General features: G+C 37.1%; 15 protein-coding genes. 4 read left to right on the top strand and 11 right to left on the bottom strand.

The window, feature by feature from the left end; translation table 11 throughout:
• Positions 1-400: 400 nt before the first annotated feature.
• The gene (locus MKY08_RS07720) at positions 401-2,266 is read left to right on the top strand and encodes a multicopper oxidase (protein ID WP_069511598.1); all 1,866 of its coding nucleotides are present in this window, start codon (positions 401-403) and stop codon (positions 2,264-2,266) included.
• A 97-nt stretch (positions 2,267-2,363) separates the two neighbouring features.
• Here MKY08_RS07720 and MKY08_RS07715 read toward each other — a convergent pair whose 3' ends face one another.
• Entirely contained in the window at positions 2,364-2,963 is a 600-nt protein-coding gene (locus MKY08_RS07715) for an NAD(P)H-dependent oxidoreductase (protein ID WP_069511600.1), read from the bottom strand.
• 118 nt (positions 2,964-3,081) lie between these two features.
• On the opposite strand from MKY08_RS07715, the gene MKY08_RS07710 reads away from it, so the two are divergent.
• Positions 3,082-3,525 carry a MarR family transcriptional regulator gene (locus tag MKY08_RS07710; RefSeq protein WP_069511602.1) on the top strand — a complete coding sequence of 148 codons (444 nt, stop codon included), beginning with the start codon at positions 3,082-3,084 and terminating at the stop codon, positions 3,523-3,525.
• A gap of 35 nt (positions 3,526-3,560) precedes the next feature.
• Here MKY08_RS07710 and MKY08_RS07705 read toward each other — a convergent pair whose 3' ends face one another.
• Together MKY08_RS07705 and MKY08_RS07700 are read right to left on the bottom strand one after the other, a co-directional pair.
• Positions 3,561-3,689 carry a hypothetical protein gene (locus MKY08_RS07705; RefSeq protein WP_256093166.1) on the bottom strand — a complete coding sequence of 43 codons (129 nt, stop codon included), beginning with the start codon at positions 3,687-3,689 and terminating at the stop codon, positions 3,561-3,563.
• 313 nt (positions 3,690-4,002) lie between these two features.
• Positions 4,003-4,539 (bottom strand): hypothetical protein, encoded by a 537-nt coding sequence (locus MKY08_RS07700; RefSeq protein WP_141705579.1) that lies wholly within the window; start codon positions 4,537-4,539, stop codon positions 4,003-4,005.
• Positions 4,540-4,807: 268 nt separating this feature from the next.
• Between MKY08_RS07700 and MKY08_RS07695 the strand changes: the two genes are divergently transcribed.
• Complete coding sequence (locus MKY08_RS07695) at positions 4,808-5,578, top strand: YqcI/YcgG family protein (protein ID WP_069511606.1); 771 nt, start codon at positions 4,808-4,810, stop codon at positions 5,576-5,578.
• On the opposite strand, the gene MKY08_RS07690 is transcribed toward MKY08_RS07695, so the two are convergent.
• The 4 genes from MKY08_RS07690 to MKY08_RS07675 all read right to left on the bottom strand — a co-directional run bounded on the left by MKY08_RS07690 (position 5,575) and on the right by MKY08_RS07675 (position 9,460).
• Complete coding sequence (locus MKY08_RS07690) at positions 5,575-6,900, bottom strand: amino acid permease (protein ID WP_069511608.1); 1,326 nt, start codon at positions 6,898-6,900, stop codon at positions 5,575-5,577. The genes MKY08_RS07695 and MKY08_RS07690 overlap by 4 nt on opposite strands.
• Before the next feature lie 17 nt (positions 6,901-6,917).
• Positions 6,918-7,853, bottom strand: a complete 936-nt coding sequence (locus tag MKY08_RS07685; protein WP_069511610.1) for an arginine deiminase family protein — start codon at positions 7,851-7,853, stop codon at positions 6,918-6,920.
• Positions 7,854-8,191: 338 nt separating this feature from the next.
• Positions 8,192-9,220: a spore photoproduct lyase gene (gene splB / locus MKY08_RS07680; protein ID WP_069511612.1), complete on the bottom strand. Its 1,029-nt coding sequence runs from the start codon at positions 9,218-9,220 to the stop codon at positions 8,192-8,194.
• A 12-nt stretch (positions 9,221-9,232) separates the two neighbouring features.
• Positions 9,233-9,460: a transcriptional regulator SplA domain-containing protein gene (locus tag MKY08_RS07675; RefSeq protein ID WP_069511614.1), complete on the bottom strand. Its 228-nt coding sequence runs from the start codon at positions 9,458-9,460 to the stop codon at positions 9,233-9,235.
• 400 nt (positions 9,461-9,860) lie between these two features.
• On the opposite strand from MKY08_RS07675, the gene MKY08_RS07670 reads away from it, so the two are divergent.
• A complete protein-coding gene (locus MKY08_RS07670) occupies positions 9,861-10,397 on the top strand; it encodes an ECF transporter S component (protein ID WP_069511616.1) in 537 nt (178 codons plus the stop codon).
• Positions 10,398-10,514: 117 nt separating this feature from the next.
• On the opposite strand, the gene MKY08_RS07665 is transcribed toward MKY08_RS07670, so the two are convergent.
• The 4 genes from MKY08_RS07665 to MKY08_RS07650 form a co-directional block, all read right to left on the bottom strand.
• Positions 10,515-11,024, bottom strand: a complete 510-nt coding sequence (locus MKY08_RS07665) for a QueT transporter family protein (protein WP_069511618.1) — start codon at positions 11,022-11,024, stop codon at positions 10,515-10,517.
• A gap of 152 nt (positions 11,025-11,176) precedes the next feature.
• Positions 11,177-11,932, bottom strand: coding sequence for a 3-oxoacyl-ACP reductase (locus tag MKY08_RS07660; protein ID WP_069511620.1), 756 nt, complete (start codon positions 11,930-11,932; stop codon positions 11,177-11,179).
• A 203-nt stretch (positions 11,933-12,135) separates the two neighbouring features.
• Entirely contained in the window at positions 12,136-12,357 is a 222-nt protein-coding gene (locus MKY08_RS07655) for a DUF2829 domain-containing protein (RefSeq protein ID WP_069511622.1), read from the bottom strand.
• A gap of 277 nt (positions 12,358-12,634) precedes the next feature.
• Positions 12,635-14,122: a malate:quinone oxidoreductase gene (locus MKY08_RS07650; RefSeq protein ID WP_069511624.1), complete on the bottom strand. Its 1,488-nt coding sequence runs from the start codon at positions 14,120-14,122 to the stop codon at positions 12,635-12,637.
• Positions 14,123-14,930 lie beyond the last annotated feature (808 nt).

The following is a 14,930-nucleotide window of genomic DNA, read 5'->3' as shown; positions in this document are numbered from 1 at the left end:
CACCTTAATGTAGCAGTTAGCCTATTCATTAATTATAAGCGAAGTCCTATACACTCGTCCGTCATTTCTATCATATCCCATAAATTACTAAACATATCGAATGATGAATGTTTTGTCAAAGAGCGTATAGTACTTGCTCGTCCTTTATGCTAGTAAGCCATAATAAGCAAAGGATTGCTCGTTCATCAGCAACCCTTACGCTATCAACTAAAAACGCTGCTTTCGTTTTATGTCTAGTAAATAGATGACTTATTGGCTACTCATTAGCAGATTGCATGAATTTTTGAAATTTAATATTTTTTATATATTAGCACAAATACTTCCATTATTGTCCTCGTTTCTTATTGTTTTTACCCATATGATGAAGTTAAGTTTGTAAAAATGTAAGGGACGTGATGTTTTGAATAAAAAAATCAATCCTGCTGACCCAACAACAATTCCTAAATTTGTAGATGCTTTACCGAAACCGATTACCGCAAAACCAAAATTCAGTAGCAGACATCCGAAGAAAGATTATTATGAGTTGCAGATGATGGAAGCGGAGCATAGTTTTCATAAAAACTTTCCAAAATCCACGATTTGGGGATATAACGGGCTTTATCCAGGACCGACCATTGAGGCTTCAAAGGATAAAACAATCTATGTCAAATATAAAAATCAATTGCCGACCAAGCATTTTTTGCCAGTCGATTTCACTCTTCATGCAGCTAATGACTCCCAAGAGGTACGAACAGTAACCCACCTTCACGGTGCCAATGTAGATTGGGAAAGCGATGGACATCCTGAAGCTTGGTATACAAGGGACTATACGTATACAGGTCCTAAATTTAATAAAGAAATACATGAATATACGAACCATCAAGCAGGTACAACTTTGTGGTATCATGATCACGCAATGGCTTTAACGCGCCTAAATGTTTACGCTGGACTTGCAGGTTTTTACCTGCTTCGAGACTCTATAGAAGAACGTTCAAACTTACCATGTGGCGATTATGAATATCCGTTATTAATTGCTGATAAATCCTTTAATGAAGATGGCTCACTGTTCTATCCTGAAGGTCCTCCATTCCCAGTGCCGGTGAATCCATCCATTACACCTGGATTTGTTGGGAATACAATCGTTGTTAATGGTAAAGTATGGCCTTATTTGAATGTGGAACCTCGCAAATATCGTTTTCGTTTGTTAAACGGTTCAAATCGAAGAGGCTACGTTATAAGCCTATCCAACGAGCAGCCAATGATTCAGCTTGGCACAGATGGTGGCTTTTTAACTGCCCCAAATAAAATTTACTCGGTTGAATTATTGCCAGCTGAGCGAACAGATGTCATCATTGACTTTTCAACATGTGAAGGTCAAGAAATCACTTTAATGAACGGTGATACCGATTTTTTTGATGAGCATACTAGCGTCATTATGAAGTTTAACGTAAATTGCCCACTTCGATGTGCGGATACGAGTGAAGTGCCTGTAAGACTTGCAATGTCAATGGATTTACATCCTCATCATGCACACATCGAACGCAACTTACCGTTAAGTGCTACTACGGATGACTTCGGAAGACCTATGTTGTTATTAAATGACCGTATGTACCATGACCCTGCTACCGAAAAGCCTGCGCTTGATAGTATAGAAGTTTGGAATTTTATTAATGCTACGCCGTTTATACATCCTATTCATCTTCATTTAATTCAATTTAAAATTCTTGAACGACGACCATTTGACGTGGAACTCTATCAAAATGAAGGAAGGCTAGCATTTACTGGTCCTGCCGAAGAACCGCGTGACTACGAACGAGGTTGGAAAGATACCGTCAAAGCTGATGCAGGGAAGGTCACAAAAATTATTATGCACTGGAAAGACCATATCGGAAATTACATGTGGCATTGCCATTTCCTTGAACATGAGGATCATGATATGATGCGACCTATTCTCGTAATGAAAGATGTGCATCCCGTATCGGAGCCCCATGTTGAAATAGCGCATGTTACAGAAAGCCATAGCACCACAGCAACAACCATTTCAAATCATTCTGACACCACTACCCCATTGTTGAATAATGCTCAAAGTATTACAGCAACGACTGAGCCAACACAGCAAGCATCTATAATGGCTAATAAGCAATTGTCCGTTACGAAGGAAACAGCGACTCATGTTGCAACTCATACACAAAATGTCTCACAGTTTGTACCGCAACCTATTTATCCGTCAAAAACAAGCCAAACACAACCCCATACTGCAAATAGATGGCGTAGAAGACGGTCATAGTACCCTACTCCAGCCCATATAATGCCAAATAAAAACGAGGTATTTGACATAAACTTGTCAAATACCTCAATTGGTAAAATAGATATCAAGAAAATTTTCAGAATTGTTTGGGTGACTGGCACTGCCTAAAATACTGATAGACTTTTTCTAACTTTTTTTGTTGCCCTCCCTTTTTACTTTCCATATTGCCAAATTCAAAAAACTTCACCTTTTTAATTCCTACAAAATTAAACAATGCTTTTCGCATTAACACTTTATGCGCATTATTCAACCAAAAGAGCGGATAATTTGTCGGACCTTTCATTGTGGACACACAGACAACAGACTTCCCTTTTAACAGTCCTTCTGGAAACAAGCCTTTTTTATCTCTATAAGCAAAATTAGAGGCAAATAGTTGATCGATATACCCTAAAAGCATTGCGGGCGGTCTTCCCCACCAAATTGGATAGATAAAAACAATCTGATCTGCCCATTTAAGTTGTTCTCTATATTTCTCTAAGTTAGGCTCGCGATACATATCACGTCTTCGTTTATGTTCGTGAAAATGTAAAATTGGATCAAATTTTTCCTCATATAAATCTAACACTTGTAATTCGGTTATGTACGGATTTTCATTACAGCCTTTAAGGACTTGCTGTAAAAAAGCATAATTCAAACTTTGATGATTTGGATACGTATAAATGACTAACGTGTTCATAACATCCTCCATTACTTATCATTTGATAAGTAAATAATAGCGGACATTTTTTTAGTTGTCAAATGATAATTGTTTTAAGATAAGTTCTTTGATATCTTGTCAGTAAGAGGTGAGATATTTGGACAAGAATGCATTATTCAATCAATTTGTTACGTTTACCGCAGCCGTCCACCAAGTAACAAGTGACTTAACACAAAACATTAATACGGATGCTATTACGCCTGTTCAATACAAAATTTTAGAGTATTTAAAAGTAAGCCAACCTGTTACGATTACCGAAATTAGTGATTGTCATCATATGTCGTTACCCAATACAAGTCGCGAGCTTAAGAAACTTCAAGAAAAAAATTTAATTGAAAAAATAAGTGATATAGCGGATCGTCGTAAATTTTTTGTACGTCTATCAGCAGATGGTGAACAAATGATGCATGAAGCGTTTGCCCGAATCGAAGAACGCTTTCAACAGCTCATTCAACATGTTCCAGAAGAAGATTTAGAGGAAATCAAACACGCTTTGGATATTTTGCAACAGAAGGTTTTTAAACAAGAAGATAGGCTTTAATATACGTGTGACCCCAAATGCAAACTGATTTGAGGTCACTTTTTTTCAAGATTTTTAATTAGTTTAGCGATATAAATTAATAACCCAATAATTGTTAGTGGTATCGAAAGTGCAACTAATGTAGCGATAACTGCAAATATATCTCCAACAAGTATTTTTGGCATTATTAAAATTCTCCTCTTTTAAATTTTTGTAATGTCAAAGAATAAAAAATTTTGACTTTGTTCTACATTAATGATTTTAATGATGCGATTACTGGTCTTCAATATGTTAAATTTTTTATCTACATAACCTCATCACACTGACATCGATAAATAATTCTTTATTTTAATGTAGGAAGGTAGCCCCTTCCACATGATTTATAATTCGGTAAACTACGTTTTTACTAGAGGAGGACAGCCTTCCTTTTATTTACGAAAAAGAGTACACCAACTCTTTCATTTAAAACAGACTTTATTTTTCAAATCCCTACTCTCATTAATAATACGAATTCCATCCCCAGCCAGTTCTATTTTTACCCACATAGAAAGATAGACTTCTATTAAAGGAACCTATTTCAAAAATCATGTTAAATTGTGCTGATAATCGAGCTTCATCGTGCCAAGTAGTATTTACTGGTTTAAGTATTCGAAGAGATGGATTGGCATAACTACCGGTTACTGTCCAAACATTGAAGTTTCCAACCCAAGTAATTGAATCATATCCAAAACGATTTAGGTAGTAGTTAACATAATAGGACATCCCATAAAAAGGTGTATTATTACTAACCTTTACTGACTTACACTCTGTTCCAACTGTTGTTGTTTGACAACGACCACCGCTAATACTAGCAAATGGAGTTATTCTTCCTAGTAGCTTTAATTCAGTAATTTGCATTTGGGCTCTAGAGCCATCGGGAAATTCATAAGTTGTTGTAGTAGTGTCACCTTCAACGGTAGTATTTGAGTTTACAGCATCCTTAAAACTCATTAAATCTGCATCAGCTAGTTCTCCTTTTTTATACTTTTCGATCAATTGGTTTGCAGTTTGAACGAAATTTCATAGTACAAACCTCCCGTGTATTTATATGTTATACAATACTTTTATCTTATCAAATCATGAAAATATACAAAAGTTAAAAAGGAATAATAATTTAAAAAATTCGGTTTGACATAATTTTTTACACACCATTGGAACGGCAAAATAAGCGCGCTATGTAGACTAGTTATAAATAATCCCTAATATTCGTCACCCAATGACACTTTCCTTAATAGTCTAAAGATGTATAAAGGAGGTGACTCATGTGGGAGCAGTTTTTGATAAAATTTGGCTTGAACAGCATTTGGCTTCCCTTCCCTTATGGCAACAGACGGCATTTCAAGATTTTGCTTCAATGGTTGCAGATGATGCAAATGCATTCCCTTGTATTCCTGCGCGCACAGGGTTTATTTCAAATCAACTCCGCTATAGTTTCGTTGGCGATCCCCGAGAGTTACAATCAGCTAAAGATTTGGCAAATTGCTTAAAGGAGTATGGTGACTGTGCTCGATCTGCTGGGAAATATACTTCGCACGCCATTTTCTTTGAGACGCCAAAAGATATGCTTGAAAATTATGATGTAGAAGATTACAGAGCTTTATTTTGGAGCGTGCTAAATCATGTAACTGCCTTTGACGAAAAAGAATGGCCTAGTGAAATCCCCGTAAATCCGTCTAATCATACATGGGAATTTTGTTTTAATGGGGAGCCTTATTTTGTCTTTTGCGCAACACCTGCCCATCAATTGCGTAAAAGCCGCCAGTTTTCAACTTTACTGATGGCCTTTCAGCCACGCTGGGTCTTTGAAGATATAAATGACACGACCATGCTAGGCCAAAAACTAAAAAAGTTAATACGAAAGCGTATCGAACAATATGATGCTATTCCAGAACACCCTGACTTAAAATGGTATGGGCAAAAAGATAATTATGAATGGAAGCAATACTTTTTAAGTGATGATGAACATAGCCCTGCCCAATGTCCGTTTGTAAGAGGAAATTTATCATTCACTTTGCCACAACAACGAAAAAATTAAACGGAGCGATGGTGGCTCCGTTTTTTCATAACAAATAAAGTTGCCAGTGCAATGATGACTAGGAACAGTAAGCTTATGTAAAAACCGAGTCTGCTTGTTTTTTCACCTAACGTGCCAGAAACAGTTACCGCAATTAGCAGCATCCCAACCATATTTTTTACATGTTGCCACTTCGTTAATGTCATAAGTTTTGCATAGGTTACTAAAATAAAAAGCCAATTATAAATTAACATTAATCCCGCTGCCGTTATTAAGTATTCAAAAATCTTTTCTGGAGTTAGGAAGCCGATTGTAATGGTGATAATTAAACCACCCGTAAGGAACAGAAAGGCTGGTAACGGTACTTTCATTTTTCCTTTTTTCGCTAATAACGCTGGTGCATCATGATCTTCAGCTAAAGCCGTTAAAATAGTGACAACAGCATACAAGGATGCAACCATTGTAGAAAATCCCGCGATAATTAAAATACCGGTTATTATATCCGCAAAAAATGGGATATTAAAATTTGCAAGGGCAGTAATAAACGGGCTTTCGTCTATTGTGAATGATGCCCAATATACTAATGCAAGGGCACAGACTAGTGCAATTACGTAAATCGTAGTAAGGATGATAATCATTACTTTTCCGGCTTTTGGTGCCTGCTGGGGATCTTTTAAATCGATTACGAGAAGCCCCATCACCTCTATGCCACCAAAAGCAAAAAATGCATAGAGTAAACCAAGCCAAACGCCCTTTACTCCTTCCGAAAAGAAGCCTTGAAAGTTTGCTATAATACCATCTACTTGTTTTGGCTCACTATTCATCCCCTTTATCATTAGGATAGCGGCAACTACAATAAACATTACAACAGCAGCGGCTTTCATTGCCCCAAATACATTTTGAAATTTTTCAAAGCCCTTCATGCCCGTCAGTATAATGAGCAAGCCAAGTGCACCAAAACCTGCTGCGGTGATCCATAGTGGTATGCTAGGAAACCAAAAACGCGTGAAAATACCTAATGCCATTAATTGGCTCCCCATAATTAATAGTTCAGAAATTAAATAGACCCAACCATTACTAAAACCTGCCCAATTGCCAAAAGCTTGTTTTGCATACGTACGAAATGATCCTTTGTCAGGATTGGCAACAGACATATGCACGAGCGCATCATAGACAATGTACGTACCAATGGCTGCTAAAATAAATGGAATTAAAACAGCAGGTCCACTCTTTGCAATGGCCATGCTTGTTCCGAGAAAAAAACCTGTCCCTAACGTACACCCTACACCTAACAGGGACAACTGCCACCAAGACATTTGGCCTTTGCTTGTTTTTGACTCCATAGAAATCACCTCTATACCTATTTTCGCACCAATGGTAATGTCATACAGCGAATACCACCACCGCCTTTTTCAAGCTCTGTCACGTCAATTTCCACAATATTTTTCTTTTGTAATTTTGGATGCTTTTTAAAATGCTGTTTCGTCGCTTTTTTACTGACTAACAATGTTTCGGGATTGAGATTTAAAAAATTGATATCAGGAATGGTGTTATATGTTTCTAACCAATACAACTCAAACCCATGACGATTGAAAAATTGTTCGGTCATATCAAAACGAGTCGCACTTGGTGTAATTACTTGGATAGGAAAATAACGCATAAAACTTTTCGCTATTACGACATCGTTGTTGGCAATATTACAATTCATATCCAAATGCAGTGTATCCGAGCTTCGAGGCAAATCAATAATGCCTATTTCAGAGAAACCTGCTTCAAAAATACTATCTTTTATCTGCTCTACACCTTGCCTTGTCGTTCTTACACCTATATTAATAAGTACAGCATCACGATTTAACACCATCACATCTCCAAACTCTAATACATAGCTACTTTCCTTAGCGGGCATAAAGTGTTGCGGAAACCATTTCTGAAGTAATGTGTGTGCATGTCCATATTCAGGTCGTCTAATCGAGCTACCCGCTGCACCTGGTAACATTCGGTTACCAAATACACATGCCAGGTCACGCACAAAATAACGATTTAGAAGTTGTTCGCTAAGGTGCTGAGCATCTGCTAATAGATGTGTTGCGTAATCTATTACGTGCACGCCTGCCTGTTGTAAAGTATCTGTCAACTCCATAAAATTTTCCATTGCTTGAGTATGTGAAACAGCCGCACTCCATTGTACATTTTCTGCCATTTTTAAATCGGGTACATCAAATTTGGAAGGCGCACAAAGCATAACCGCAGTAAGCTCTCCGTGCTCCGACCAACAGCTTGGTTGAAATGACATCATGATGGTAATTCCCCCTCTTTGTCGCGATTATTGTTAGCCTTACCAGCAACTTAAAGATTATACGATGCAGCCCTACAAGAAAACACACCATAAATAACGGTGTGTCTGAAAGCGTAAAGAAACTCATAGAATGAAACTGTTTCTGGATTTCCACTACGTTAGATTTATTGTTACCTCAAAAACATTTGGCATGCTAGAAGCTTTACGAGTTGATTGGACTGGAAGGCGCAACACTCCTGCAGGAACTGAAAATCCATATTTACGGCATTGTCGCAAATATTAGTTGAAGCCGTGCCTGTGGATAGGGAGTGCTCAGAACGGAATTCAACGATATGTTATTACGTAAAATACTCTAGTTTCGCATTGGGGAAAAATTTTTTCATATAACTATAAAGATGTTCTTTTATGTCTTCCTCTTCTTCTTTTTGATAAATATATTTACCAATCCCATATTTCCCCCACTTGTATCTTCTCGCAGTTTCATCCAATTCTAATTTTGTCATCGGATAGTTTTTTTCTATTACTTTTTTCGCAGGCTTTGTAAAGCGATGTTGAATAAATTCAAAGGTAATATCGTCCCTTACATCATGGGGCAATTCCGCATCTAGACGCTCAAACATATGATAATAGCCTTCCTCCCAACCTTCGTGCAGGTAAATGGGCGCGACAATAAAGCCTAGTGGATAGCCTGCTCTCGCTACTTTTCCAGCCGCTTCAATGCGCTTATCTAAAGGTGATGTGCCTGGCTCAAAGTTTTTAATCACATAGTCCGCATTCACACTAAAACGAAATCTTGTCTTGCCATTATGTTTGGCATCTAATAAATGGTCCACATAATGGAATTTCGTTACAAATCGCAGTAAACCAAACTCACTTTGTCCAAAATGCTCAATCGCTCTTTTTAACGTATGTGTTAAGTGATCAATTCCAACAATATCTGATGTACACGATGCTTCAAAGCGCGTAATTTCAGGTGCTCGTTCTGCCATATAGTTGTCTGCAGCTTCAAGTATTTCCTCAACATTGACATATGTGCGAATATAAGGCTTGCTGCCCATCGTTGTTTGCAAATAACAATAATGACAATGCCCCATACATCCAGTGGCAAAAGGAATAGCATATTCTGCTGACGGTTTAGATGTATCAAATTTTAATGTTTTTCGAATACCCACGACGAGCGTTGACTTGGCAATCCGATACTTTTGCAAATCATTGTCTCCAGGAAGATTGCGCACCTGATTATGAGATGTAGTATAACGAATTTCTACGCCCATTTGTTCAAACTTCTCTTTTAGTTCTTGTCCAAGCGGATAGTCGAGCGCATCAGGTTCAAAATAAACGAGCTGAGGTGTAAATGGTTTTCGCATCCTCTACCTCCATCAATGAAAATATTGATGATACGCTTGCTCCGCATCCATCTCACTTGAAAAAATAACAAAGTCATTCGTTAACGGATAGTAAGTTTCAAAAAGAAATAACGCCAATTCATTTGGATTTTCTGGATTGTTAACAACTGCCGCTTCCTGTATATTTGCGACATCTTGAATATGTGGATTGCGGTAAAAGATATAAACAATATCCCCTGCATTATATGATTGCTGTTGCATTTCTTCATCCTCCTTTAGTCATTTCTATTAGTTTGGCTAAAGAAAGTGAAATTATGTTGTGTATTGAAATCGTATTTTCACCTAGCTATTTACTTGATGAAATTATTTCAAAATAGCAAATTCCAAGGCAGATCTTCTTATAATTAGATAAGTAATTATTTCCTTTTTCTACTCTATTCTTTTTATCAATTTCCTTTAACAAGCAGCGTTTACTTCATATCTCTAAGTACCAGTTAGTGCAAGATGTAAAACTGACCACTATTTTTTTTGCAAAATTGATACTTTTAAATAGGCCAAGCCTTTGCTAATGTTATCCTAGCATGCAGCATTGATTTACGAAGTAAGGTTTTGCGCAACTATTCTTTGATATTGAAAAAGCAAATAAGGAAGGTTTACAACTATGCAAAAATCAATAAGCTATTCACATTCACGCACTTTTGACCTCATTCTATCAGCCATGTTAATTGCACTTGTGTTTGTAGCAACACTCACATTGAATATTAAACTACCTATTAAAGCAAATGGTGGATTGGTTCATCTTGGTACAGGTATGCTCTTTATCGCATCTATTCTTTTTGGCCCTAAAAAAGGTGCCATTGCAGGTGCAATAGGCATGGGTTTATTTGACGTTGTATCTGGTTGGACATTGTGGGCACCTATTACAATCGTCGCTCGTGGCTTACAAGGCTATATCGTAGGGAAAATCGCTTGGTCGAACGGTCGCAAAGGAAACAGCATTGCCTTTAATGTTCTAGCTATGATTATTTCTGTTCCATTTATGGTAGCCGTTTATTACGTTGGGGAAGGTATTTTATATGCCAATTGGGTTGCACCATTGACTTCTATTCCTGGAGACTTAGTTCAAAATGTTTTAGGAATGATCGTGGCAATACCGGTTTGTATTCTCTTAAGAAAAACACCGATTTTCAACAAATAAATATTCGTAGTTCTTTGAGTTGTTCTCGCTGTTAAATCAGCGAGAATTTTTTATTTGCGATACACGCCTGTTCCCTTTACAAATAAAAACACACTCGCTTGCGCGAATGTGTTTTTTCTATTTGGATAAATCTATTTTTTTATTTAATAAGTAAATGGTCACGCCACCAACAGTCATCGATAATAATTCTCCGACGCCAACCGTAAACCATGTCGCCCAAAATGGTAGATCATACAGTATCGTTAACTGGCCTGCAACAGTAAACATCGATAGTGCAAAAATCACTGCTGTGATGACCATTTTCCAACTATCCTGCTTCATATTTTTAGTTACCATTCGGCAAAGAATTAATACTAGAAATGTTGCAATTCCGCCGATAGGCACATCAAGAATCCAAGTCGGTGACATAAAATTTGCTAGTACAACACCTAGGGTTACTGCAACTACATACCGCTTATTGTACAGCGCCAAATAATTGAACATCTCCGACAAACGTAGCTGCACTGCTCCAAAGCTAATCACTGATAACAATACAGTTACAGCCACATACAAGGCTGCAACAAGTGCTACTTTTGTAAGTTCCCTTACAGAAGTACGCGGTGAATCTTTTACAATAGATGTATTCAATTTACATTCTCCTTTGTAAAATAGCATGCTGCTATTTTAGTAATAACTACGACCAAAGGAAGAGAGCATGATGCCCTAACTGAAGTGCCGTAGTGTAAGCTTATTTTTGCTTACTTGCGTATTATAGCAGAAGAATGATTCATTGACCAATACTATTTCGCTATCCATCCACCATCAATTGGTACCACAGCTCCATGTATATAATCCGCGGCATGACTCGCCAAAAAAAGCGTTAAATTCGCCACTTCGCTTGGTTGTGCCCAGCGACCAGCAGGTGTCTCGTTGGCAACCCATTTTGCCATTTCACCATCGCCTTCAAAATCAGCTTTGGTCATAGCTGTTTGAATAGCTCCTGGTGCAATAGCATTCGCACGTATCCCCTCGCGACAATAATCTAAATCTAACTGTTTCGTATAGCCCACAATGGCATGCTTGGATGCTGTATAAGCCGCACCCCCACCTCCTGCAATCAGCCCTGCAATAGATGCCATATTAACGATGATGCCCGATTTCCGTTGTAACATATGAGGTAAAATTGTATTCGTTACAAAAAAAGTACCCTTTACATTTGTATTCATAATTTTGTCCCAAAGCACCTCATCGGTATCTAGTGTTTTGGCAAAACCATCTAAAACGCCAGCTGTATTCAGTAAGATATCTACGCTGCTAAAGCTTGCCATTACTGCTTGAAAAGCGTGCTCTACATCACTTTTCTTGTAGACACTTCCTAGAGTATATGCAAAGCGCTCTGGGTATAGCTGGTGTAATTGCTCTAACCCCCGCTCTTCTACGTCCAAACCAAAAACATGAGCACCGTTTTCTAAAAAAGCAATAGCTTGTGCTTGGCCAATACCTGACGCAGCACCCGTAATAAACACTGTTTTACCATGATATTCTTCAAACTTCATATAATCTCTCCTTTTAAAAAAGTAATCTACTACTAAAAATACTGAAAGAAGAGACATTTTTTAAAGTCCTTCAAGTCGCAACCTGCATGCAATGCGTCAGCTCTTATAAACTATACAGCCTAATAGCTTAACCTTTATATCAAAAAAATAGCATACTAAGAATTACTTAGCATACTATTATAACCTTTGAAACGACACTGAATTTAGTTTACGATTTTCCAATCTTCTGCTAATAAATCACATACTGTCGGTGTAAACATCGTGTAACCCTCGCCACGCACATTAATTAAAAAATAGGGGTTCAAATTCTCTCCGTCGTGCTCGCTTTGACCTACAAGCTTGACATATAATTCAGCACCGCTCCATCCTTCACGAATCACTTTCTCGCCCGCCTTTAAACGCGGTAATACTTCTTCAAACGTCATCTATACTCATCCTTTATTTTTCATTTCTACTATGCCATACGAAAAAGTATACTGGATATTTATTTTGTTTACAACAGAAGCCAGTTCATTTATAATTTTCATTCTAACTACTTTTTTGTTAGATTAGTTCCTTCTTTAAGAATATATTGGAAATTTGGAAGCAACAGCAATATTAAATAGGAAGAGCTTCACTACTTTTGCTCAACATAACAACTCATTCCCTAGCCAATGTAAAAAGAACCTTCAATCCAAAATGGATTGAAGGTTCATAAATTGATTAGTTTTTGTTTAGACCTAGAGCCTCTGCTGTTGAAGTATGAACTTCTTCAAGCAGCGCTGGATTTTGTAATAAAGAGATACCGTAAGATGGAATCATTTCTTTTAGTTTTGGCTCCCACTCTTTAGCTTGTTGAGGGAAACATTTTTGAATGACTTGCAACATAACGTGAACGGCAGTAGATGCACCTGGTGAAGCACCTAATAATGCAGCGATTGATCCGTCAGCAGCACTTACTACTTCGGTACCAAATTGTAATGTTCCTTTACCGCCAGCTTCAGTATCTTTGATAACTTGTACACGTTGACCTGCAACGACAATATCCCAGTCCTCACTTTTAGCAGTTGGGATAAACTCACGTAACTCTTCCATACGTTGATCTTTTGATAATAACAGTTGTTGGATTAAATATTTTGTTAAGGACATTTCTTTAACCCCTGCCGCTAATAATGTTGTAATATTATGCGGTTTTACAGAAGCAAATAAGTCCATATTTGAACCTGTTTTTAAGAATTTTGGTGAGAAACCAGCAAATGGTCCAAATAGTAATGATTTTTTGTTATCGATAAAGCGAGTGTCTAAATGTGGAACAGACATTGGTGGTGCACCAACTGCAGCTTTACCGTATACTTTTGCATGATGTTGTTCAACCACTTCTTGGTTTTTACATACCATAAACAATCCACTAATTGGGAATCCACCAATGTGTTTTCCTTCAGGAATGCCTGATTTTTGTAATAATTCAAGACTTCCTCCGCCAGCGCCAAGGAAGACGAATTTTGCTGTATGGTATTCCATTTTACAGCCATCTTTATCATGAACTTTTAATTCCCATAAACCGTCTTTCGTACGTTTAATGCTTTCGACACTATGGTTGTAGTTGATATCTACATCTTTCGCTTTTAGGTGGTCAAATAAAATACGTGTTAAAGCACCGAAGTTAACGTCTGTACCAGTGTCAATTTTTGTTGCAGCAATGGCCTCATTTGCTGGGCGGTCTTCCATAATAAGTGGAATCCATTCTTTCAGTTTTTCTGGATTATCAGAGAATTCCATCCCTTTGAAAAGAGGATTATTTGACATTGTTTCATAACGTTTTCTTAAATACTCAACGTTTTTTTCACCTCTTACCATACTCATATGTGGTAATGGCATAATAAAATCTTGCGGATTTTGGATCAGCTTGTTCTTTACAAGATATGACCAAAACTGCATCGAAACCTGGAACTGTTCATTGACATTAATTGCTTTGCTAATATCAATAGTACCGTCTGGTTTTTCAGAAGTGTAGTTAAGCTCGCATAGTGCTGCATGCCCTGTTCCTGCATTATTCCATTCATTAGAGCTTTCCTCACCGGCGTTTGAAAGTTTTTCAAACACAGTAATATTCCAGTCCGGTGCTAATTCTTTGAGCATTGTCCCCAAAGTCGCACTCATAATTCCGGCACCAATTAAGATGACGTCTGATTTAGTTACTCTGTTACTCATTTTTACCATCCTTATATTTTAAGATTTGCAGAAATGATGTAGGTGTAAACTAGTCACACACCTTTTCTGTATCAACTATAAACTTACAATAGTCTATCACAACTATTTAAAGAATAAAATATCTACTACAATATTATAGTAATAAACTAATCAAAAAGTAGTAAAAAGTGCGAAGTCCGCTCATAATGTCCTTTGTACACATTAAAACAAAGACCTTCCCCCTGTTTTCAAGAGTATGGTGCATTGGTCTGCCGTTACATATCAAATCGGATAAATGCATCGCCTGAAAGATGTTTATGTTGTATAAAGTCAACTGATTGAATTTTAGTATGCTACTACTAAAATAATTTATCCATCATTTTTTAATGAAAGATATTTTTTAACTTCACTCATACTAAAAGCACTAGAACTTTTAGTCTAAAAGCTCGTAATCGACTCTATTTTACATGATTTGCTAACATTCACAAGGTACCTTCAAACTAATTTTCGCTTTTTCGACGGGATATTACAGCATTTTTACTCCAATAATATAAAAGGCCAAAAGACACACTTCTTTCAACAAACGAAACAATTCACTTCCAATCATCTTCAATAATATAAGCTCAACGACTTTTTTCTCATTTAGCTATGTTTACAAATCGAATGATGTTCACCTGTCTCAATAGTTACTGTATACGCTTCCATTAAATCTATCAAGACATAAACCTTGGTTTTATTCATTTCCTCTTGTTTAAGGAAATCCTAAACGACTTACAAATATTTTTCTTTATATTGTTATATAACACAATCAAGTTTACCATACAACGAC

It is taken from the genome of Lysinibacillus sp. FSL M8-0337 (genome assembly GCF_038593855.1).
GTDB classification, from domain to species: domain Bacteria; phylum Bacillota; class Bacilli; order Bacillales_A; family Planococcaceae; genus Lysinibacillus; species Lysinibacillus sphaericus_D.
This window is presented reverse-complemented; position numbering and strand designations above follow the sequence as displayed.

Coding starts and splice junctions, on each gene's coding strand:
- MKY08_RS07685 (WP_069511610.1), bottom strand. CDS start 7,853: ATGATGTCATTTCAACCAAGCTGTTGGTCGGAGCACGGAGAGCTTACT.
- MKY08_RS07650 (WP_069511624.1), bottom strand. CDS start 14,122: ATGAGTAACAGAGTAACTAAATCAGACGTCATCTTAATTGGTGCCGGA.
- MKY08_RS07675 (WP_069511614.1), bottom strand. CDS start 9,460: ATGCAACAGCAATCATATAATGCAGGGGATATTGTTTATATCTTTTAC.
- MKY08_RS07655 (WP_069511622.1), bottom strand. CDS start 12,357: ATGACGTTTGAAGAAGTATTACCGCGTTTAAAGGCGGGCGAGAAAGTG.
- MKY08_RS07690 (WP_069511608.1), bottom strand. CDS start 6,900: ATGGAGTCAAAAACAAGCAAAGGCCAAATGTCTTGGTGGCAGTTGTCC.
- splB (WP_069511612.1), bottom strand. CDS start 9,220: ATGCGAAAACCATTTACACCTCAGCTCGTTTATTTTGAACCTGATGCG.
- MKY08_RS07660 (WP_069511620.1), bottom strand. CDS start 11,932: ATGAAGTTTGAAGAATATCATGGTAAAACAGTGTTTATTACGGGTGCT.
- MKY08_RS07715 (WP_069511600.1), bottom strand. CDS start 2,963: ATGAACACGTTAGTCATTTATACGTATCCAAATCATCAAAGTTTGAAT.
- MKY08_RS07670 (WP_069511616.1), top strand. CDS start 9,861: ATGCAAAAATCAATAAGCTATTCACATTCACGCACTTTTGACCTCATT.
- MKY08_RS07705 (WP_256093166.1), bottom strand. CDS start 3,689: ATGCCAAAAATACTTGTTGGAGATATATTTGCAGTTATCGCTACATTA.